21 protein-coding genes are annotated in these 20768 nt (G+C 67.6%); 10 read left to right on the plus strand and 11 right to left on the minus strand.

Annotated elements, in window-relative coordinates:
• The first annotated feature begins 105 nt into the window (after window positions 1-105).
• On the plus strand, window positions 106-834 hold the full coding sequence (locus Q6A47_RS23135) for a methyl-accepting chemotaxis protein (protein WP_369811570.1): 729 nt from the start codon (window positions 106-108) through the stop codon (window positions 832-834).
• Between the two features lie 3 nt (window positions 835-837).
• On the opposite strand, the gene Q6A47_RS20135 is transcribed toward Q6A47_RS23135, so the two are convergent.
• Both Q6A47_RS20135 and Q6A47_RS20140 read right to left on the minus strand, forming a co-directional pair.
• On the minus strand, window positions 838-1626 hold the full coding sequence (locus tag Q6A47_RS20135; protein ID WP_039583013.1) for an AraC family transcriptional regulator: 789 nt from the start codon (window positions 1624-1626) through the stop codon (window positions 838-840).
• A 40-nt stretch (window positions 1627-1666) separates the two neighbouring features.
• Complete coding sequence (locus tag Q6A47_RS20140; RefSeq protein ID WP_304485182.1) at window positions 1667-2944, minus strand: acetyl-CoA C-acetyltransferase; 1278 nt, start codon at window positions 2942-2944, stop codon at window positions 1667-1669.
• Between the two features lie 159 nt (window positions 2945-3103).
• Here Q6A47_RS20140 and Q6A47_RS20145 point away from each other — a divergent pair, with 159 nt between their 5' ends.
• The 7 genes from Q6A47_RS20145 (at window position 3104) to Q6A47_RS20175 (ending at window position 9782) form a co-directional block, all read left to right on the plus strand.
• A complete protein-coding gene (locus tag Q6A47_RS20145; protein ID WP_304485183.1) occupies window positions 3104-4456 on the plus strand; it encodes a 3-oxoacyl-ACP reductase in 1353 nt (450 codons plus the stop codon).
• Window positions 4457-4458: 2 nt separating this feature from the next.
• On the plus strand, window positions 4459-5313 hold the full coding sequence (locus tag Q6A47_RS20150; RefSeq protein ID WP_304485184.1) for a MaoC family dehydratase: 855 nt from the start codon (window positions 4459-4461) through the stop codon (window positions 5311-5313).
• A gap of 68 nt (window positions 5314-5381) precedes the next feature.
• Window positions 5382-5687 (plus strand): MazG-like family protein, encoded by a 306-nt coding sequence (locus Q6A47_RS20155; RefSeq protein WP_304485185.1) that lies wholly within the window; start codon window positions 5382-5384, stop codon window positions 5685-5687.
• Complete coding sequence (locus tag Q6A47_RS20160) at window positions 5684-6433, plus strand: methyltransferase domain-containing protein (RefSeq protein WP_304485186.1); 750 nt, start codon at window positions 5684-5686, stop codon at window positions 6431-6433. The genes Q6A47_RS20155 and Q6A47_RS20160 overlap by 4 nt, the downstream gene beginning before the upstream one ends.
• Before the next feature lie 22 nt (window positions 6434-6455).
• Complete coding sequence (locus tag Q6A47_RS20165) at window positions 6456-7085, plus strand: DUF4136 domain-containing protein (protein ID WP_295481646.1); 630 nt, start codon at window positions 6456-6458, stop codon at window positions 7083-7085.
• A gap of 20 nt (window positions 7086-7105) precedes the next feature.
• Window positions 7106-7666 carry a DUF4136 domain-containing protein gene (locus Q6A47_RS20170; RefSeq protein WP_295481645.1) on the plus strand — a complete coding sequence of 187 codons (561 nt, stop codon included), beginning with the start codon at window positions 7106-7108 and terminating at the stop codon, window positions 7664-7666.
• A 154-nt stretch (window positions 7667-7820) separates the two neighbouring features.
• A complete protein-coding gene (locus Q6A47_RS20175; protein ID WP_304485187.1) occupies window positions 7821-9782 on the plus strand; it encodes a pilus assembly protein TadG-related protein in 1962 nt (653 codons plus the stop codon).
• Here the strand turns inward: Q6A47_RS20175 and Q6A47_RS20180 are convergent.
• The gene (locus Q6A47_RS20180; RefSeq protein WP_304485188.1) at window positions 9767-12409 is read right to left on the minus strand and encodes an ATP-binding protein; all 2643 of its coding nucleotides are present in this window, start codon (window positions 12407-12409) and stop codon (window positions 9767-9769) included. The genes Q6A47_RS20175 and Q6A47_RS20180 overlap by 16 nt on opposite strands.
• Complete coding sequence (locus tag Q6A47_RS20185; RefSeq protein ID WP_304485189.1) at window positions 12406-12849, minus strand: TadE/TadG family type IV pilus assembly protein; 444 nt, start codon at window positions 12847-12849, stop codon at window positions 12406-12408. The genes Q6A47_RS20180 and Q6A47_RS20185 overlap by 4 nt, the downstream gene beginning before the upstream one ends.
• Before the next feature lie 77 nt (window positions 12850-12926).
• Here Q6A47_RS20185 and Q6A47_RS20190 point away from each other — a divergent pair, with 77 nt between their 5' ends.
• Together Q6A47_RS20190 and Q6A47_RS20195 are read left to right on the plus strand one after the other, a co-directional pair.
• Window positions 12927-13397, plus strand: a complete 471-nt coding sequence (locus Q6A47_RS20190) for an A24 family peptidase (protein ID WP_304485190.1) — start codon at window positions 12927-12929, stop codon at window positions 13395-13397.
• A 115-nt stretch (window positions 13398-13512) separates the two neighbouring features.
• A complete protein-coding gene (locus Q6A47_RS20195) occupies window positions 13513-14289 on the plus strand; it encodes a response regulator transcription factor (protein WP_029613645.1) in 777 nt (258 codons plus the stop codon).
• 9 nt (window positions 14290-14298) lie between these two features.
• On the opposite strand, the gene Q6A47_RS20200 is transcribed toward Q6A47_RS20195, so the two are convergent.
• The 7 genes from Q6A47_RS20200 to Q6A47_RS20230 are packed head-to-tail and all read right to left on the minus strand — an operon-like array spanning window position 14299 to window position 20755.
• Window positions 14299-14559, minus strand: coding sequence for a DUF3613 domain-containing protein (locus Q6A47_RS20200; RefSeq protein WP_116887511.1), 261 nt, complete (start codon window positions 14557-14559; stop codon window positions 14299-14301).
• A 17-nt stretch (window positions 14560-14576) separates the two neighbouring features.
• Window positions 14577-15278 (minus strand): tetratricopeptide repeat protein, encoded by a 702-nt coding sequence (locus tag Q6A47_RS20205; RefSeq protein ID WP_080754793.1) that lies wholly within the window; start codon window positions 15276-15278, stop codon window positions 14577-14579.
• 28 nt (window positions 15279-15306) lie between these two features.
• A complete protein-coding gene (locus Q6A47_RS20210) occupies window positions 15307-16194 on the minus strand; it encodes a type II secretion system F family protein (RefSeq protein ID WP_029613643.1) in 888 nt (295 codons plus the stop codon).
• 1 nt (window position 16195) lies between these two features.
• Window positions 16196-17074, minus strand: a complete 879-nt coding sequence (locus Q6A47_RS20215; RefSeq protein WP_295481629.1) for a type II secretion system F family protein — start codon at window positions 17072-17074, stop codon at window positions 16196-16198.
• Window positions 17071-18327: a TadA family conjugal transfer-associated ATPase gene (locus Q6A47_RS20220; protein ID WP_039583352.1), complete on the minus strand. Its 1257-nt coding sequence runs from the start codon at window positions 18325-18327 to the stop codon at window positions 17071-17073. The genes Q6A47_RS20215 and Q6A47_RS20220 overlap by 4 nt, the downstream gene beginning before the upstream one ends.
• Entirely contained in the window at window positions 18324-19514 is a 1191-nt protein-coding gene (locus tag Q6A47_RS20225; protein WP_039582989.1) for a CpaE/TadZ family protein, read from the minus strand. Before Q6A47_RS20225 ends, Q6A47_RS20220 begins: the two co-directional genes overlap by 4 nt.
• On the minus strand, window positions 19511-20755 hold the full coding sequence (locus Q6A47_RS20230) for a type II and III secretion system protein family protein (RefSeq protein WP_304485191.1): 1245 nt from the start codon (window positions 20753-20755) through the stop codon (window positions 19511-19513). Before Q6A47_RS20230 ends, Q6A47_RS20225 begins: the two co-directional genes overlap by 4 nt.
• Between the last annotated feature and the right edge of the window lie 13 nt (window positions 20756-20768).

Genomic DNA, 20768 nt, shown 5'->3' on the forward strand with positions numbered 1-20768 from the left:
CACATCGGCGGCGCCGCCGGGAAGATTCTCGCCACCTCGGCCAGTTCCACCCGGGTGTCCGGCGACATGGCCGAGGCGGCCGGTCGCCAGCGCGAAGCGGTGGACATGGTCTCCACGGCCTTCCACGAAATGGTCGCCACCGCCAACGAAGTGGCGCGTTCGTGCAGCCAGGCCGCGCAATCGGCCGACAGCGGCCAGCAGCAGGCGCGCCAGGGTCAGCAGCAGATCGACGCGGCGGTGCAGAGCGTCGATCGCCTGAGCCATGAGATCGAGCAGTCGGCCCAATCGATGCAACAACTGGAGCGTGACAGCAATTCGATCCAGTCGATTCTGGGCACCATCCGCTCGATCGCCGAGCAGACCAACCTGCTGGCGCTCAACGCCGCCATCGAAGCGGCCCGTGCCGGCGAACAGGGCCGCGGCTTCGCCGTGGTCGCCGACGAAGTGCGCGCCCTGGCCAAGCGCACCGCCGACTCCACCGCCGAGATCGACGGCTTGCTGGGCAACCTGGCCAGCCGTACGGCCCAGGTGGCTGCGCAGATGCATGCCAGCCTGGACGTGTCGCAGCAGTCGGTCAGCCGCATCGGCGAGGCACGTGACAGCTTCGGTCAGATCCGTGAGTCGGTGGACGTCATCCGCGACATGAATACGCAGATCGCCACCGCCGCTGAAGAGCAGCACCAGGTGGCCGAAGACATCAACCGCCACATCAGCCAGATCCATGGCGATGCGCAGTTGGTAGCCGAACTGGCGCAGGCGGCGCGGCAAGACTCGCAAAGCCTGGAAGGCCTGTCCAGCGAACTGGATGCGTTGGTGCGCCGGTTCAAGACCTGAAGATCAGAGGCGCAGTTCGCCTGGCGTGGCACCGAACAGCTGCTTGAAGGCGGCAATGTAGGCCGAGGTGGAGTCGTAGCCGCAGCCCAGCGCCGCCTCGGTGACGCTGTGCCCGGCTTCGAGCAGCGCCAGCGACGACAGCAGACGCATGCGCTGGCGCCAGTTGCGAAAACTCAAGCCGGTCTCGCGCTGGAACAGGCGCATGAGTGTCTTGTCCGAGCACTCCAGTTGCAGCGCCCACTGCTGCAGGGTCTGCGCTCGATCGGGCGCGGCGATCAGCGCATTGCACAGCGCCAACAGGCCGGGATGGCGCGGCAGCGGCAACGAGAAGCCGACGTGCGGCAGCGTCTGCAACTGGTCGAGCAGCACCGCCACCAGGCGGGCCTCGGCCGTGTCGCCTTCCGGGTAGGCCGCCGGCAGTTGGCAGAATTGCTTGATCAGCTCGCGCGCCAGGGGCGTCACCTCCACCACCTGGCAGGCATCGGCGCCCCAGGTGCAGGCATCGCGACGCACATAAAGGCTGCGCATTTCCGCCTGCATCGAGGTCACCACCTCGTGCTCCAGACCCGCCGGAATCCACACCCCCCACTGCGGCGGAGCAAAGTAGCTGCCATCGCTGGTGTAGACGCCCAGCACGCCACTGATGGCGTAGGAGAACTGCGCCCAGTCATGCTGATGGCGCGGGGTCCAGGAGCCTGCGCCGAGGCTTTCGGCGCGGGCGTACAGCGGCCGCGGCAAGCGCTGCAGCGTGGGGATGGCACGGGGGGCAGTGAGGGGACCTGGGGTCGGCATGGCGCGGCTTGTTGTCGTGGTTTGGCCAAAGGTTACCACCTCAGCGCTCGACGATCGCCGTCACCCCCTGCCCGCTCGCAGCGCAGATCGAGATCAGTCCGCGACCCTTGCCGGCCTTGGCCAGCAACTTGGCCATGTTCGCCAGAATCCGCCCACCGGTGGCGGCGAACGGATGACCGGCAGCCAGCGAGCTGCCCTTGACGTTGAGCCGGCTGCGGTCGATGGCGCCCAGCGCCGCGTCGAGCCCCAGCACCTCGCGACAGTAGCGCTCGTCCTCCCAGGCCTTGAGAGTGCACAGCACCTGGGCGGCGAAGGCTTCATGGATTTCGTAGTAGTCGAAGTCCTGCAAGCTCAGGCCATTACGCGCCAACAGGCGTGGCACCGCATGCACCGGCGCCATCAGCAGACCTTCGCGACCTTTGACGAAGTCCACGGCGGCCGCCTCGCCGTCCACCAGATAGGCCAGCACCGACAATCCCTGCTGCTCGGCCCAGGCCTCGCTGCCCAGCAGCACCAGCGAGGCGCCATCGGTGAGCGGGGTGGAGTTGCCAGCGGTCAGGGTGCCCTTGGGACCTTTGTCGAACACCGGCTTGAGCTTGGCCAACTGCTCGGCGGTGAGATCTGGCCGCAGGTTGTTGTCGCGGGTCAGACCCAGGTAGGGCGTGAGCAGGTCATCGTGCCAACCCTGGTCATAGGCCTCGGCCAGGTGCTGGTGACTGAGCAGCGCCAGTGCGTCCTGCTCGGCGCGCTCGATCTGCCAGGTCTGCGCCATGCGCTCGCAGTGCTCGCCCATCGACAGCCCGGTGCGCGGCTCGCCATTGCGCGGGAACTCGGGCTTGAGAAAGCTCGGCCGCAGTTTGAGAAACGGCTTCAGACGTTCGCTCAGTTGCCGACCGCGGTTGGCTTCCAGCAGCACCCGGCGCAGCCCCTCGTTGATCGCGATCGGTGCATCGGAAGTGGTGTCCACGCCGCCGGCGATGGCGCTGTCGATCTGCCCGAGGGCGATCTTGTTCGCCACCAGCAGCGCAGCCTCCAGCCCCGTGCCACAGGCCTGCTGGATGTCGTAGGCGGGGGTCTGCGGCGACAGCCGCGAGCCGAGCACGCATTCGCGGGTCAGGCTCAGGTCGCGCGAGTGCTTGAGCACCGCGCCGGCCACCACTTCGCCCAGGCGCAGCCCGTGCAGCCGATAGCGCTCCACCAGACCTTCCAGCGTCGCCGTGAGCATCGCCTGGTTGCTGGCGGTGGCGTAGGCGCCGTTGGAGCGGGCGAACGGAATACGGTTGCCGCCCAGGATCGCAACGCGACGAGGTGACTGCATGCTGATTTCTCCTGAAACAATTTGAGCCAATTTATCGAGTCACGCGTTGACCCGCGCCATTGGGCAAAGCCTCAGCCTAGGCGCTTTTTCGAGGATTCGAACGACCTGCGCGCAATTAAGGTCCACACTTGCATGCTTGCCTTCAGGGAGACCCGCATCATGAGCGATCGCTATATCGGCTTCGCCAACTCCACGCTCGGCCGCCGCCTGGTCGATGCCCTTGGCCTACCCCGCCCGGCTGCACTGGAACGCTGGCAGGCCGGACGCCTGCGGCCCATCGAGGGCGCCCTGGTACTCGGCGGAGGCCCCTTGGCGCGGCGCGTCGAGGCCCTGGCCCCGGCACTCACCGACGAGTGCTACCACTTCGAAGGTGTTGATCTGCAATCGCCCGCCTGGGTCGCTGGCCTGGGGCCGAAGATCAAGGCGGTGGTGTTCGATGCCAGTCATCTGTCCGACAGCGATACGCTCGGGCAGTTGCGCGCGTTCTTTCAACCGCTGCTGCGCAGCCTCGCCCCGTGCGCCAAGGTGGTGATTCTCGGGCGCGCCCCGGAGCAGCTCGACGACCCGCTGGCCCGTGTGGCCCAGCGCGCCCTGGAAGGGTTCAGTCGCTCGCTGGCCAAGGAGCTGCGCAATGGCGGCACGGCACAGTTGCTGTACGTGGGCGCTGCGGCCGACAATCAGCTCGAAGGCGCGCTGCGCTTCTTCCTGTCGCCCAAGAGCGCCTTCGTTTCCGGCCAGGTCCTGCGCCTGGAGGCCTGCGCCCGCCAGGTGCAGGACTGGACCCGACCGCTGGCGGGCAAGCGCGCGCTGGTCACGGGCGCTGCACGCGGCATCGGTGCTGCCATTGCCGAGACCCTGGCCCGCGACGGTGCGCAGGTGATCCTGCTGGACGTGCCGCCGGCACAGAAAGACCTCGACGCCCTGGCCGCGCGCATCGGCGCGCAGTCGCTGGCCCTGGACATCTGTGCCAGCGACGCCGCGTCGCAGTTGCAGCAGGCCCTGCCCGACGGCCTGGACATCCTGGTGCACAACGCCGGCATCACCCGCGACAAGACCCTGGCCAACATGACCCCCGACTACTGGGATGCGGTCATGGCCGTCAACCTCAAGGCCCCGCAGCAATTGACCCAGGCATTGCTCGACGGCGGCCAGTTGCACGACGATGCGCGCATCGTGCTGCTGGCCTCGGTCAGCGGCATCGCCGGCAATCGCGGCCAGGCCAACTATGCGGCGAGCAAGGCCGGCCTGATCGGCCTGGCCCAGGCCTGGGCCGCGCCCCTGGGCGAGCGCGGCATCAGCATCAACGCGGTGGCGCCCGGCTTCATCGAGACCCACATGACCGCCGCCATGCCCATGGGCTTGCGCGAGGCTGGCCGCAGGCTGAGCTCGCTCGGCCAGGGTGGCCGCCCGCAGGACGTTGCCGAGGCTGTCGCCTGGCTGGCGCAGCCGGGCACCGGCGCGGTCAGCGGCCAGTACCTGCGGGTCTGCGGCCAAGCCTTGATAGGAGCGTGAACATGAAGCGATCCTGGCTCGACCTGCACAGCCCCGAGGCTCGCAGCCGCCTCTATCTGAGGGCACTGGGCAAGCGCAAGATCACCGGCACGCGCCTGCCCGAACGCGGCCTGCGCTGTTTTCTGCGCATCGACCCGCCCAACCTTCAGGCCTATCGGCGGCTGTGCCATTTCAGCGATGACCGCCGGCTACCGGCCACGTACCCGCATGTCATGGCCTTCACCCTGCAATTGCAACTGCTCACCGCCGCAGACTTTCCGTTTCCGCTGCTGGGGCTGGTGCACCTGCACAACGACATCGAAGTGCTGCGTCCCTTGGGCGGTCTCGAAGGCCTGCGTTTCGCGGTATACGCCGACAACCTGCAGGCCCATGCCAAGGGCGGCACCTTCGACCTGGTCACCGAGGCCCACGATGGCCTGGGCGTGCTCTGGCGCGAGACCAGCCGCATGCTGGTCAGGGGCCTGAAGCTCGACGGCGTGGCGCACGCGCCGGCGGGCGAGCCATCGCTGGCGGGCCTGACGGACGTCACGCGCTGGTACGCCGACCGCGACATCGGCCGGCGCTATGCCAAGGTCTGCGGCGACTACAACCCCATTCACCTGAGCGCTGCCAGCGCCCGGCTGTTCGGTTTCCCCAAGGCGATCGCCCACGGCATGTGGAGCAAGGCCATGGCCCTGGCCGCCCTGCGCGGGCATCTGCCGGTGGCCGGCTACGGTTTCGCCGTGGACTTCCACAAGCCGGTGCGCTTGCCTTCGGAAGTGTCCCTGAGCGCCAGCCAGGCGGCGCCAGACGGACGGCTGGCGCTGACCGGCCACGGCGAACTGCTGCACATGACCGGGGCCTGGCGAGCGCTGTAGCGCGCTCGCAATTCACTTGCTTTGCTTCCTGGCGCGTCCGAAGCTATGCGCCAGAAGGAGAGTCCCCGATGAATCTGCAAGAACTGACCAAGCGCCTGCACCGGATCCGCGACGACAACGACTGGCGCGGCTTCCACAGCCCGAAGAACCTGGCAATGGCTGCCAGCGTGGAGATGGCCGAGCTGGTGGAAATCTTCCAGTGGCTGAGCGAAGCGCAATCGCGCCAACTGTCCCCCGAGCAGCTCGCCCATGCCGGCCAGGAGGTCGGCGACGTGGTGCTGTACCTGCTGTTGCTGTGCAGCGAACTGGGGCTGGACATGGACGCGGTGGTGCGGGCCAAGCTCGCCGACAGCGAACGGCGCTTCGCCCCATGAACGACCGTCATTTCGATGAGCTGGCCAGCCGTTTCGCCGAGAAGATCTATGGCGGCGCCAAGGGCGCCATTCGCCTGGCGGTGTTGCAGGCCGACCTGGCCGAGCGCTTGCCCGAGCGCCCGCTGCGCATCCTCGATGTCGGCGCAGGCCTCGGGCACATGGCATTGTGGCTGGCCCAACGCGGGCACTCGTTGACCCTCGCCGAGCCCGCTGCGCCGATGCTCGACGGCGCCCGTGAACGCTTCGCCGAGGCGGGCCAGCGTGCCACGTTCATCCAGGCGCCCTGGCAGGACCTGCTCGGCCAACTCACCGAGCCATTCGACGTGGTGCTGTGCCATGCGGTGCTCGAATGGCTGGCCGAGCCCCACAGTATCCTGCCAGTGCTGCACCAGTTGACCGCGCCCGGCGGCTGGTTGTCGCTGGCCTTCTACAACCGCGATGCGCTGGTCTACCGCAACCTGCTCAAGGGGCACTTCCGCAAGCTGCGCAGCGACCGCCTGGCCGGCGAAAAGCAGAGCCTGACGCCGCAGATGCCCGTCGATCCCCGTGAGTTGCGGGCGCAACTCGAACCGTTGTGGCAGGTCGAAAGCGAAAGTGGCATCCGGGTGTTCCACGACTACATGCCCAAGGAGTTCCAGGACAAGGCCGAGCTGCTCGACCTGTTGGAAATGGAACTGGCCCACCGTCGTCATCCGAGCTTCGCCGGCCTTGGCCGTTACCTGCACTGGACCTGTCGCCCACGCTGACCCCGCCTGTCGGGAGGAACACATGCCGTACCGTCCGTTGTGTCTGGCCCTGCTGACCCTGGCCCTTGTCGGTTGCCAGGGCAGTAATCCGTATGTCGCCAGCTCGCTGCCCATGCCGCCGGCACCACCCCAGGCAGCCAACACCTTCGACGCCAGCGCCTACCCGGCGGCGCCGCGCGACTACGGCCGCTACCAGAGTTGGAGCTGGCGCAACGGCCAGTTGCCCAGCGGCATGGCCAACGCCGATCCTGCGCAACTGGCCGACGCCATCAGCGGCGTGCTCGACCAGCACGGCCTGCGTCCGGCTCGCGGCGGCCCCGGCGACCTGCTGGTCAGTGCCAACGTGCGTCTGGAAAAGCGCCTGCGCCAGGTCCGCGACTATGATTACGACCCCTACCCTTACGGCCCCTACGGCGGCGTCGGCTATGGCGGCTACCGCAACGGCTATGGCGCCTACGGCAGCGTACCGATCGTGCGCACTTACCAAGTGGACGTGATGGTAGTGCGCATCGACCTGTTCGATGCCCGCAACGGCCAGGCGGTGTGGAGCGCCAGCGCCGAAAGCGGCAGCGACCAGGGCTCGCCCCGCGAACGTGAAGACGCCCTGCGCGAGGCCGTGCGCAAGGCCCTCAGCGGCTATCCTCCCCGTTAACCGATTGCAGGAGTCTCATCATGCTGCGCCGTCTCGTCGTGCTGTCATTCGCGCTGCTGGTCGCGGCCTGCGCGAGCAACAACGTCACCCAGGATTTCGATGCCAGTCGCGACTTCGCGGCCTACCGCAGTTGGGCCTGGCAGGAGCCGGCGCTGCAATACCGCCCGGATGACCCCAGGATCAAGAGCGACCTGACCGAACAGCGCATTCGCCAGGCCGTGGCCGACCAGCTCGACCAGCGTGGCCTGCGGCCCGTGCAGGGCAACGCGCGGGCGGACGTGAAGGTGCGCGCGTACCTGATCGTCGAAGACCGCCAGCAGCAAGTCACCACCAACTATGGCGGCGGCTGGGGCGGCTATTGGGGAGGCTACTGGGGCGGACCGATGTACAACGAAACCCGCAGCGTCGACTACAAGGTGGCGACCATCCAGGTCGACCTGCTCGACGGGCGCGACGGCAAGCTGGTGTGGCGCGGCAGTGCCGAACAGGTGATGAACAGCTACCCGCCGAGCCCGCAGGAACGCAACGCGGCGATCCAGAAAACCGTGGCGCAAGTCATGGGCAACTACCCACCGCGCTGACCCGGCGTCGCGTTTCCAGGCCCGAGGGCGCACGCGCGCCCCAAGGCCAACCGGCTCGCCGCTCGCCTGCTCATACGGCAAGACGCCATCACCCTGACTACACTCACTGGACCGCACACGCCAAGCAAGGCGCGCCGCCTGCAAAGGAGTGCCCGTGCTGTCCACTTCCGCTGCGCGCCAACGCGGCGCGATCGGCCTGATGGCCGTCATCACCCTGGGTCTGGCCCTGCTGATGCTGTTGCTGGTCGTCGACAGCGGCCGTCTCTACCTGGAGCAACGCAAGTTGCAGAGCATCGCCGATATGGCGGCGCTCGAAGCCGCCGGGCAGTTCGCCGTGTGCACCGGCAGCGGTCCCTCGGCCAGCGCCATCGCGCGCACGGCCGCCACCCGCAACGGCCATGCGCCCGATGGCCCGTTGCAGGCCACCTGCGGCTACGTCCTGAGCGCTGACGACCACCTGCGCCGCTTCACCCGTGACGACAACCGCCACGACGCCATTCGCGTGGAGGTGTCGCGCACCGTCGCCAGCAGCGTCGCAGGAGGCGTGCACGCGCTGCTGCAGGGCAATCGCCTGCCGCCGACCACCACCCTGCGCGCCCAGGCCGTGGCGGCGGCGCCCTCCCCGCCCCAGGCCATGCTCAGCCTGCGCACCACCCTGGCCACGGTCGATTCCCGGCAGTCGGCACTGCTCAACGGCCTGCTGGGCGCCCTGGGTGGCGGCACACAACTGGAGCTTGCCGGCTGGCGGGGGCTGGCCAACACCGACATCAAGCTGCTCGGCTACCTCGACCAACTGGCGCTGGACCTGGGCGTGAAGGTCGGCGACTACCAGCAGTTGCTCAATGCCAACGCCAGCGCCACGCAACTGTTGCAGGCCGCCGTCAAGGTGCTGCAACGCGGTGGCGCCGCGCTGGAGGTGGTCAGCAACCTGGGCAAGGTCGCCCTGGCCAGCGGCGACAGCACCTTGCTGCGCCTGGGCGATATCCTCGACATCCAGAACGGCACCACCCAGGCCGGGCTGGACGCCAACGTGCAACTGCTGCAACTGGTGCAAGGGGTGATCCAACTGGCGGCGCGCGAGCGGGCGGTGAACGTCGACCTGCCACTCGACGTGCTGGGCCTGGTCAACGGCCGGGTCCGCCTGAACGTGATCGAGCCGCAGCAGATCTCGGCGGTCGGCGATCCTCGCCGCGACACCTTGCAGGTGCACACAGCCCAGGTCAGGGCGATGGTCTCGCTCGACCTGCCCGTGCTCGACGGCGTGTTCGGCCTGGTCAACGCCGTGCTCGACCTGGCCGCGCCGCTGACCAACGTGGTCAACAATCTGCTCAGCCTCAACCTGGTCAGCACCGTGCAATCGGTGCTGTGCCTGATTGGCATTCCCTGCACCGTCAGCGACATCAAACTGGTGCCCGGCACGCTGCACCTGGACATCGGCCTGGAGGTCGCCGAGGCCAGCACCCGCTTCGCGCCCAGTGCCGTGAATGCCTTCAGCTGCTCGCCCAAGCGCCTGTCCACGCGCAGCCAGACCTCGGCCGTGAAAATCGCGGTCGGCCAATTCGCCTCAGCCGATGCGTTCTTCAGCCAAGGCACCACAGCGATCAAGGCACTGGCGCTGATCGACATCGGCAGCAAGCGCTGTACACGCCTGCTGCTGCTGCCCTTGGGTGAGTGCGAGCCGCGGGTGCCCTTCGTCGGGGGCGGTATCGGCCTGCGGGTCGACAGCACCGTGCTCGGCAGCGGCGCGCAGGCGCGCACGCTGGTGTTCCAGGGGCCGGACAGCCTGCCGCCGAACATCGGTCAGCCGCCGGCCTACCTGATGCTGCAAAACGCCAACGACCGCGTGGTGAGCAGCCTGGCCGACACCCTGCAGGGCATCCAACTGCAGGCCTACAAGCCCTCCGGCAACAGCGGCCTGGGCGAGCTGCTGGCCGGGGCGGCCAGCGTGCTCGGCGGCGTCAAGGCCATTGTCGAACCCTTGATCAGAGGCCTGCTCGGCCCGTTGCTCGACCCACTGGTCAATGCGCTGCTCAAAGTGCTCGGCGTCGATCTGGTGGGCGCCGAGGTGGGTGCCAACCTCAGTTGCTCCAGCGGCCGCGCTCAACTGGTGCTGTAGAGCGGCAACACCACGCGAAAGCACGCCCCGTGCTCGGCATTGGCGACCTCCAGCGTGCCGCCCATGGCTTCGATGATGCCGTGGCTCACCGACAGCCCCAGGCCGGTGCCGACCCCCGCCGGCTTGGTGGTGAAGAATGGCTCGAAGATCCGCCCCAACAGACGCGGGTCGATGCCGCCGGCGTTGTCCTCGACCAGCAGGCACACACACCCGTCCACCCGCTGCTGCGCAAGCCGAATGCACGGTGCCGGCGTTCGACGTTCGAGCAACGCATCGCGGGCATTGACCATCAGGTTGATCAACACCTGTTCCAACTGATCCGGGTGCCCCAGCACCTGCAACGCCGACGCAGGCGACTCGGCCTGCACCTTCACGCCCTTGCCGCGCAACCCTTCGCCCAGCAGCGCCAAAGCCCCGTCCACCGCCCGCCAGGCGACGAACGCCTGGCGCTCCAGCTCGGAGCGCCGGCCATACACGCGCATGTGCTCCACCAGCCGCACCGTTCGCTCGACCTGGGTCTCGATACGCTGCAGTTTTTCGCTCAGGTAGGGCACATCCGCCGTGCCGCTGTGCAGGCGCTTGAGGCTGTTGGTCACGGCCATGCGCATCACGTTCAACGGTTGGTTGATCTCGTGCACCAGCCCGGTGGCCAGCTCGCCCAGCGTGGCCATCTTGGCGCCTTGCAACAACTGCCGCTGACTGCGCCGTACCTCGGTGTTGTCGCGTCCGACCGCCTGCACCTCGAGCAAGCGACCCTGCGCATCGAACAGTCCTCGATCGGCCCACACCCACCAGGCCTGCTCGCGCCCAGGCAGTTGCAGGCAGATTTCAGTGCTGCTCAGCGGCTGCTCCGGGGTCAGGCTGGCCAAGCGCTGTACGAACGCCTCGCGATCGCCGTCGGACAACCACCGGCCCAGGTTCATCCCGGCGAGCTGGTCCGGCGCGCACTCCAGGTAGTCGGCCAACGGCCGGTTGCCGAACAGCACCTGCAGATCGGGCCGGTAGCGGCAGATCATCGCCGGCGAGTCATCGACCAGCACCCGGTAGCGTTCCTCGCTCTGGCGCACGCGCTCGGCGGCCTCGGTGGCGTCGCTGACGTCCAGCCACAAGCCCACCACTTCCAGTGGCTGCCCGAGGTCGTCGCGCAGCAGGCGCGCCTCGTCCAGGATCCAGTGATAGCCGCCAAGCTGGTCGCGCAGGCGATAGCGGCAGCGCACCTGCCCTTCGCGCAGCAGCGTACGGGTGCGCTCCAGCCACTGCTCACGGTCGTGCGGATGCACCGCCAGCCCCGGCTGGCGTACCTGCTCGCCGTCGCTGCGCCAGCCAAGCAGCGGCTCCAGGCTGGCGCTGAAGAACGCGCTGTGCAGCGCACCTTCGTCGTAGCGTTGCACGTAGATCACGGCGGGCGAACTGGCGATGAGGTTTTCCAGGCGCGCGCGAGCAGCACCGGCTTGCTGCTCCTGGGCCTTCAGCGCGCTGATGTCGAGCACCACGCCGCGCACTTGGCCGCCATGCAGCGCGCCGACCCAGTGCAGCCAGCGGGTATCGCCCTGGGCGTCGGCCTGGGACAAGCGCAGGTCCAGGCTCAGCGCCTGCCCCTCGCGCACCTGCTGCAACGCCAGCCGCGCCGCTTCGCGGTCCGCCGGATGCAGTTGCTCCAGCCAGTGCTCGATGCTGACGGCGCATGGCAGGCCAAGACGTTCGGCCAGGGCCGCCTCCAGCTCTAGCAGTCCATCCGGCGACCAGTGCCAGCCACCGGCCCCGAGTTGACGCTGCAAGTCGTGCAAATGATCGGTGCTGCGCTGCATGTGCTGCTGGCGCCAGCGCGCCAGGAACGGGTCGAGCAGTGCCTGCACCAGCGCCTCGCTGGCCGCCTGGGCGAATGGCGCCTCGGCCGCCACGCACAGCAGGCAGGCCTGGACCTGTCCGCCTTCTCGGTAAGGCAGCACCCGCAGCGGCAGGCCACCACACAGCACCTGAAGTTCAGCCAGCGCGCGGTCATCGAGATCGCCCTGTTGCGCCAAGACATGCAGCCAAGGCCGCACCTGCGCTTGCGCTGCCCAGGGCCAGTGGTGATCGCTCACGGCGTGGCTATGCCAATCGCCCTGCTCATGGCACCACACCTGCACCGCGCGGGCCTGCCAGTGCTCGGCCAGGCGCTGCAACTGCTGGGCAATCACCGGCAGCAGACGCTCGCCCGTGCATTCGCGAACAGCACGGCCGATCTCGACGGCCAGCCGCTGGACGTCATCGCGCACGGCCTGATGCTGCTGCGCACCCAGCAGATCACCGATATCGAACAGCTGCAGCAACCAGCCTGCGCCCTGGCGTTGCAGCCAACCACGGGTGCGCAACGGCGACCCCTGCACGGTCGGAAAATCCAGATCCAATGGCTGGCCTTGCCAGTCCTGAGGCGCACCTTCGAGCACCACTGCGCTGTGCGGCAACAGCGCGTCCTGCACCCGAACCGCGCGTTGCGCCACAGGCGACAACTGTGCGCGCAACGGGCCGCCCAGGTGCTGCACGTCACCCTGCTCGTCCAGCCAGAATTGCAGGCCGACCGCCGGCACGCTCGCGCCCGCCAGCGGCTGGCCGCCGCCCAGCCAACGTTCGAAAGCGCCGCTCACAGTTGCACGCTCGCTTCGGCGTGCAGACGCTGGGGCAAGCGCGGCACCTCGCCGATCATCGGCAGCACCAGCAAGGGCAGCACGCGGGTCAGTTTGCGCTTCGGGTAGTCGATGACCACGGTCAGCACCTTGTCGGCACTCAAGGTCACCCGCACATCGCTGGCCGGCTGGAAATCCAGCGCTGCGGGCATCCAGCTCAACTGCCGGGCCACCACCTGGCGCGCCAGGGTCTGCACGTCGGCCGCATGGCTGCTGCTGGCCGGGTCCAAGGCCACGCAGCGACGCACCGCCTCACTGCTGGCGTGATGAAACGACTGCAGCATCAGCATCGGCAGCGCATAGCTGACCAAGCCGTAGAACACTGCGAAGAACAGCAGGAAGACTGCGACAAATTCGATGGCTGCCGCGCCTTTTTGCCGTCGTGCCGGGCTTGTCTGCATGATCGCGTCTACCCTGACTATGATTCCTGAATGACAGCATAGAACCCGTTCAACGAAGATGGATGGCCATTTGCCAAATGCACAGCATTGTTCTTCTGATGTGGCTTGCCTTGTGCACCGAACAAGATGTTCGCCAACGACAGATTTCCAACAGCCTGACCCTGGGTGTGGCCGCGTGTGCACTGGTGTGGCTGTTCGTCACCGGGCAGAGCTGGATCGGCGCAGAGGCCAGCGATGCCGGCTGGGCGTTGGCCATCGTGATGCTGCTGACCTTGCCGGGCTACTGGCTCGGCCGCTTCGGTGCCGCCGACGTCAAGTTGCTCGGTGCCCTGGCCCTGGCCACCAGTCAGCAGTACGTGCTCGGCACCTTCATCGGCGCTGGGGTGAGCGTCCTGGTGTGGTTGATCTGCCGTCGGCGGTTGTGGACGCTGGCCAACCCCAAGGTGAAAAAGCGCCTGCAGCGCCTGGCCGAACAGGTGGGTGACAAGCAACCCTTCGCGCCCTACGTGCTGGCGGGCTTTCTCCTGACATCTGTATGGATCCAATAAATGACCATGCGGTCCAAACTCCTGCGGCGCGAAAATTGGCGTGTCTGCAAGGCATCACGCGTGTTGTCGGCCGGTATGGCCACGGAGCGGTATCCGTACCAACAGGGAGTTGAACGTGAACAAAGGCGCAAGTGAAGTGAAAGTGTTGGTGGTCGACGATCAACCGATGATCGTCGAGGAGTTGTGCGAGTACTTCGAGAGCGCAGGCTATGGGTGCGTACCGGCGAACTCCACCGCCCAAGCCCTTGAGCGCTACGCGGCCGACGAAGCCATTGGCCTGGTGGTGTGCGACCTGCACATGCCCGATCAGGACGGTGTGGAACTGGTCCGCGCACTCAAACTCATCGCAGGCGAGCAGCGGACATTCGAAGCGATCATGCTGACCGGCCACGCCGACAAGCAGGATGTGATCCGCGCCTTGCGCGAGGGCTTCTCCGATTACTACCAGAAACCCATGGACATGGCCGAATTGCTCGAGGGCCTGCGACGCGGGGAGCAGGCCTTGCTGGAGCGGCGCAGCAACGTCCAGCAGTTGGGCAACCTCAACCAGCGCCTGCAAGAACTCGCCGAGTCCATCGACACGCTGTACCAGGATCTGGAAAAGGCCCGTGGCCAGGGCGCCCACCGGCGTGCCGACGATGTCGAGGACGCGCCGGGCGAGTTGCCGCCGCTCTTCGAGAAGCTGTCACCGCGCCAGTTGGAGGTGGCCCTGTTGGTCAGCCAGGGCAAGACCAATTACCAGATCGCCTGCGAGCTGGGGATCACCGAAAACACCGTGAAACTCTACGTGTCGCAGGTGCTGCGTCTGACCCGGCTGCACAACCGCACGCAACTGGCACTGGCCCTGGCGCCCAGTGCTTCACCGTTGCACCAGCGCTTCACGGCCCATTAGCCGGCGTCATCAGTTGTCCGCCGTCTTCGCACTGGGCCGGCGCAGGTACTGAGGAATGGGGTGCTTGTAGCTGTCCAACCAACGCTGTAGGGCGCGCTCGCGCTCCTGCGCAGTCTGCGCCTGGCCGCGCGGTGAAGCCTGCGTACCACTGGCCTGGACGCGCAGCCAGGCTTCGGCGGCGGTCTCGGTGGCAGGTGCTGGCGGCCGTTCCTGCGCCAGCACCACGCCCAGACCGACACTGCCGATGAGCAGCACAAGGTATCTGATCATCACGCCTCCTCGACCGCTCAGTTGACCACGTCAGCCGCGGTCTTGGCCGCGGCAAGCGAACCGCGCCCGCTCGACTTGACCTGCCGTGCCCTGGCCTGGGCCTCGGCAAACTGCTCCGGTCCCAGGCGCAGACGACTCACCAGATCGCTGGCTTGCTGCCAGTCGTCCTGCACCAGCGCCAGCGTCACCAGGTTGATCGCCGGCAGGCGCTGGTCGTCTTGCAGTTCGAGGGCGGTGAGCAGTTCGAAGCGCGCCGGCTCGAAGCGTCCCAGGTTCATCAGCACCACGCCCAGGTCGTTGCGTACCCGCTCATCGGTCGGCGCCAGGCGCACGGCGCGTTGCAAATGCTGCAAGGCCAGCAGGTCATCGCCACGGGCCGCCGCCAACTGCCCCAGGCCGTGCTCGCCCTGGGCGGCCAGACAGCCGCCGAGCAGACTGCGGTACAACGGCTCGGCCTCGCTGCGCCCGAGCAGCCGCGAGACCTGCGCCTTGCGCAGGCGAACCGGATCGAGGCGCTCGGGCAACTGCTCCAGGTGCGCCAGGCCGGCGTGGGGCCGTCCTTCGTTGAGCATCTCGTCGGCCAGGTTCAGCGCCAGTTGCTGGTCGGCGTCGGGTTTGGCGCATGCGCCTGCGCCGAACAACGTGCCCAGTCCTGGCGACGGTTGCGCCGCGCAACCGCCCAGCAGCACCAGGCAACTCCACATCAGCATCGCTTTCATCGCCTCTCCCTAGCTTCGTCTGAAAAGCCTAGCTTCCCAAAGCCCGCGCCAACGCGGAAAAACCCGGCCCGGCCAGTACGATCAGCAAGGCCGGGAACAGGAACAGCATCATCACCGCCGACATTTTTGCCGACATCTTCGACACCCGTTCCTGCAAGCCCGTCAGGTGCCTGTCGTCGAGCAAGGTCTTGAGCGCCTGCAACGACTTCATCGCGCCACTGCCCTGCACCAGCAGTTGCTGGAGAATCACACAGGTATCGCTGAACTCGTCCACCGCCAGCAGTCGCGCGCTTTTGTCCAGTTCCGCGCCCAGCGCCATGCCGGAATCCACCCGTTGCAACAACTGCCGCAGTTCCTCGCTGAGTTCCGGAAGCAGGCCGCGTCCCTCTACGCTGAGCACACGCAGCGCCTGCTCCACGGCCAAGCCGGTCTCGAAGAGGATGCGCAGCAGCGCAATCATCTGGCTGACCTCCTCGGCGATGCGGCGCTGCCGCCGTGCAGCGGCCCACGCCAGCACCCGCTTGGGCAGCAGATAGCCCAGCACCAATGCACACAGCGGCAGCACCGGCCAGTGCGGGGTCTGCTCACCGAGCAGCGCGTGCTGCAGTAGCAAGGCCAGCCCCAGTGCCAGCAACGGCAGGCCCAACTGCGCGGCTGCGAACAGTGCACGCTGGCGACTGCGGCGCCAGCCGATGCGGTCGAGCAACCCTTGGCTTTCGCCATCCAGGCGTTGCAGGCGCTGACCAAGGCCGCTGCTGCCCAGGGCGTGAAGCAGATCGCCCAGGCGCTGCTCGCGCCCCAGTCGCCCCTGCAGGCGGCGGCCGACCCGATGGCGCGCCTGCAATTGACGGCTGGCCTGCAGGCCCAGCAGCGCGGCGGCGATCAGCAGGCACAACGCGCAGATCAGCCAGGCCATGTCACAGGCTCCTCATCATGCGCCACAGCACCACACAACCCAGCGTCTGCAAGGCGAACGCCAGCAGCAACATCATTTGCCCGCTGGTGTCGTGCCAGAGCTGCATCAAGTAAGCCGGGTTGACCACCAGGAAATAGCCGACCATGAACAGCGGCAGGGCACCGAGCACCCATGCCGTGACGCGGGTTTCGCCGGTCATCGCCTTGAGCTGGCGGATACCCTGCTCACGCTCGCGGATCATGCGGATCAGGTTCTCCATCAGCTCGCTGGCGTTGCCGCCATGGCGCTGGTTGATGCGCAGGCCCAGGGCGAACAGCCGCAACTCGTCCTGGTCGTACAGCTCGGCCAGCTCGCTCAGCGCATCGTCCAGCGGCACACCCAGTTGCACGCTGCGCCGGACTTTGCTCAGGGTCGAGTGCAGCGGTTCACGGGTGCCCTCGATGCCGCCGAGCACTGCATCGCTGAGGGTTCGCCCGGCCTTCAGGCTGCGGACGCTGGCATCGAGCAGGCCGGGCAGTTGCTCGATGAGCTGACGCATGCGCCGACGCGCGCGCCAGCCCAGATACAGATAACCGGCCAGGGGCAGCCCCAGCAACAGCAGCAGCGCGACCTGCCAGCCGATCATCAGCGCGGCCAGCAGGACCAATCCCAGCCACAGCAGCAGGATTCGCCGTACGGGCCATTCGGCAGCGCCGAGCCCGGCGCGCTGCAGCATCGGCTCGAGCCAGTCGCGCCGCGTTGCGCCGCTCTGCGCTTGCCAGGCGCGCCCCAGGCGACGCAGGGCGCGTTCCTCGCCACGTTTGTAGCGCACCTGGCGCAGCAACAGCACGGCGGCGCCGAGCAACGCCGGGGCCAGGGTCAGCAGCAGCGGGCCGATCACAGCACGCCGTCCTGGCGCAACTTGCTGCCCGCCGGATTGAGGGCCTCGCGCAGGAAGCTGTCGGTGCCACGTCGGTCGAGGCGAAACAAGGTGTTGGTCACGTACACGTCTTCACGTACCCCGACCACTTCCAGCACCTCGCTGACGCAGCGTCGTCCATCGGGCAGGCGGGTCAGTTGGATGACCACGTCCAGGGCCGCGCAGATCATCTGACGCAAGGTCTTTTCGGCGATCTGCCGACCACTCAGGCCCACCAGCGTCTCCAGGCGCAACAACGCATCCTGGGCATTGTTGGCGTGCACCGTGCTCATCGAACCGTCATGCCCGGTGTTCATCGCCGTGAGCACATCGAGCACCTCGGCGCCGCGAATCTCGCCGAGGATGATGCGGTCCGGGCGCATGCGCAGGGCGTTTCGGATCAGTTCGCTGGGCTTGATCTCGCCATGGCCTTCGGCATTCGGCGGACGGGTTTCCAGACGCACCACGTGGCCATGATTCAACTGCAGCTCGGCCACGTCTTCGATGGTCACCAGGCGCTCGCGCGGCGCGATCATCTGGCTGAGGATGTTCAGCAAGGTGGTCTTGCCGGTGCCGGTGCCGCCACTGACCAGAATGTTGCAGCGCCGCGCCACGGCGCGCTCGAAGAAATCGAAGATGGCCTGGTCGATGGCGCGGGTGGCCAGCAGGTCGGCGCTCTTGAGCATGTCCTGGCGGAATTTGCGGATCGACAGGCACGGGCCGTCCAAGGCCACGGGCGGGATGATCGCGTTGACCCGGCTGCCATCGGGCAGGCGCGCATCGACCATCGGCGAGGACTCGTCCAGTCGCCGGCCTAGCGGCGCCAGGATGCGCTGCATGACCCGCTCGACATGGTGCGCGTCGATGAAGCGCAGGTCGGTTTCCTGCAACAGTCCCGCCCGCTCGACGAACACCCGGTGCGGCCCGTTGACCAGAATCTCGGTGACGCTGGGGTCGCGCAGCAGCACCTCCAGGGGACCGAAGCCGGTCAGTTCGTCCACCAGTTCCTCGGCCAGACGCTCCATCTCGTAGCGCGACAGCGCCAGGCGCAGACGGCCGACGTAGTCGGCCACCTGTTCGAGCACGAAGGGGGTCAGCGCGGGGCGTGCGCCTTCGAGCAGATTGCGGCCGCTGTCCTCGATGGCGTCGATGACGAAGCGGTGCAGCGCGCGCTTGAGCGCGTGTGGATCGGCGCCCGCCTGGCGTTGACCGCCAAAGGGCTGGTCGCCGTTCATCGGCTGCCCCACAGCCGGCGCAGCCAGAGCAGGCTCGGCGGCGCGAGGGTTTCCGAGCGCCGCGCCAGGCGCTCGCCGAGGCCGCGCAGCGCTTGGGTCAAGCTTTCCCGTGGGGCCAGCTCGAACAGGCTCAGGCCCTGATTCTTCACGTTCAGGCGCACCTCGGGGCTGTCGGGCATGACCTTGAGCAGCGGCAGGGCGTAGCGTCGGGCCAGTGCATCGGCGTCGGGCGCGACGTTGCGCAGGTAGCGATCGACCAGCAGGCTGGCGTGCTCCAGCTTGATGCCGCGCTCGCGCCAGGCGTCGAGCACGTCCAGGTTGCGGCGGCAGTCGAGGATGTTCTGGTCGGTGTAGACGATCAGCTTGTCGCAGTGACTGACCAAGGTGCGCAGCGCCTCGCTGTCGGCCTGCCCGGTGAGGTTGACGACGATGTGCTGGAAGTGCTGGCGCAACGCACTGAGCAGCATGTACAGCTCGGCGGCGCTGGTCTGCGCCAGGGGCTCGTCGTGCTCGGCGTGACCGAGCAGGCGCAGGCCGCCTTTGTCGCGGGTGAAGGCACTGTCGATCAGGGTGCTGTCGAGCCGGCGCAGGTGGCGCAACGCATCGCCGAAATGGAACGAGGCCTCCAGGCCGAGCAAGGCCAGGCTGTCACCGCGTGGCAGGCCGAGGTCGAGCAGCAGGGTCTGCTGGCCGCTGTCCTGCACCACCCGCGCCAGATGACTGGTCAGCAGCGCACCGTCGGCGCCGCGCTGGGCGCCGTAGAGCACGGTCAGGCCGCCCAGGGCCGGGCTGTTGGTGACCGTCGGCAGGCGTTTGCCGAGCCGACGCACCAACCCGGCGACTTCGCTGGCCCGCGAGCCATAGGCGACGAAGTCGCGTGCCCCGGCGCGCATCGCGTGCAGCACCAACTGATTGTCCATGCCATCGCCCAGGACCACGATCGCCAGCATCGGCTTGGCTTCCAGCACGCCTTCGATCAAGGCGCACTGGGCGACCAACTGCTCGCGGTCCAGGCCGATGAACACCAGGTTGCTGAACGTGACATCGACCAGCGCCAGCAACTCGTCGAGGCTCCCGGCGCTGGCGCCGATCACCTGGCCCTGGGGCGCCAGGGCGTCCTGCAGCCAGTGCAGGTCGTCTTCGTTGCGGGTGATGGCCAGGTAGGTGGGATTGAGGCTGTCGTTCATCGGGATAACCCCCCTTGTCCTTGAAAGTCGCCTTTTTCCTGGAAAAACAAATGGCCCCAACTGGGGTCGTAGCGGCGCAGCGCTTCACCGGGCAACGCCGGCAGGCGTGCATTGGCGGCCAACGGCTGGACCAGGTGCGGCGTGACGATCATCAGCAGTTCGGTGTCGTCGCGTTGCACGCTGGACTGGCGGAACAGCGCGCCGAGAATCGGCAGGTTGCCCAGGCCCGGCAACTTGTCCACCGAGGAGCGCGTGCTGTTGCTCACCAGGCCGCTGATGATGAAGCTCTCGCCATCGGCCAGTGAGATGCTGGTGTCGGTGCGCCGCACGCTGAGCGCTGGCACTTGGGTGCCGGCGATGACCACCGGGCGGGAGTAGTCCAGGTCACTGACCTCGGGGGCGACCTTGAGCAGAATGCGCTCGCGGCTGACCACGGTCGGCGTCAGCGACAGGCGCACGCCGAACTCCTTGTATTCGATCGATATGTTGTCGCTGCCGGCACTGGGCACCGGCACCGGAATCTCGCCGCCGGCCAGAAAGCTGGCGGTCATGCCGCTGAGCACGGTCAGGCTGGGGCGCGCCAGGGTATAGGCGAAGCCGCTGTTTTCCAGGGCGTTGATCGCCGCGAGGATCTTGCTGCTGCCCCAGACGATGTTGAACACGCCATCGTCGAGCGGGATCGCCGGGCGGGCGATTGGCACCGCGCCAGGCGTCACCGCCGTGCCGGCAGGCGCGGTGCCGGGCGAGCCGAACAGGCTCTTGCTGGACCCATTCAGGAACAGCCGCGCGCCAGCTTCCTGGTACTTGTTGCGGCGCACCTCGACGAAGCGAATGTCGGCCTGCACCTGGCTCGGCAACTGGGCATCCTGGGATGGCAGCACACTGGCCGGGTCCATATCGCTGCTGGCGCGTCCTTTGACGAACAGCATCGCCCGGTGCGGCGCGGCCGCGCACGCGGTCCAGAGCATCAGGGTGGTGTTGCCCGCGCCGACGCCGGTCAGCAGCACCGCACGCTCGCCGCTGGCCTGCACATCGGCCACCGTCGGCTCGCCAACCGCGACCCGGCCGATGACCAGCGGCAGGCGCAGTTCCTGCTGCTGGCCCTGTTCGATCTCGATCACCGTCGGTAGCCGGTTGACCGCCTCGCAGCCCGACAGCGCGGCCTGGGCCGGTGGTGACAACGCCGCCAGCAACAGCAGCACAGTGCCGACCTGTTTGAGACTGCGTTCGGAACATCGCATCGCTGCATCCTGC

The sequence above is a fragment of the Pseudomonas boreofloridensis genome (assembly GCF_030580795.1).
In the GTDB taxonomy this organism is placed as follows: Bacteria; Pseudomonadota; Gammaproteobacteria; order Pseudomonadales; family Pseudomonadaceae; genus Aquipseudomonas; species Aquipseudomonas boreofloridensis.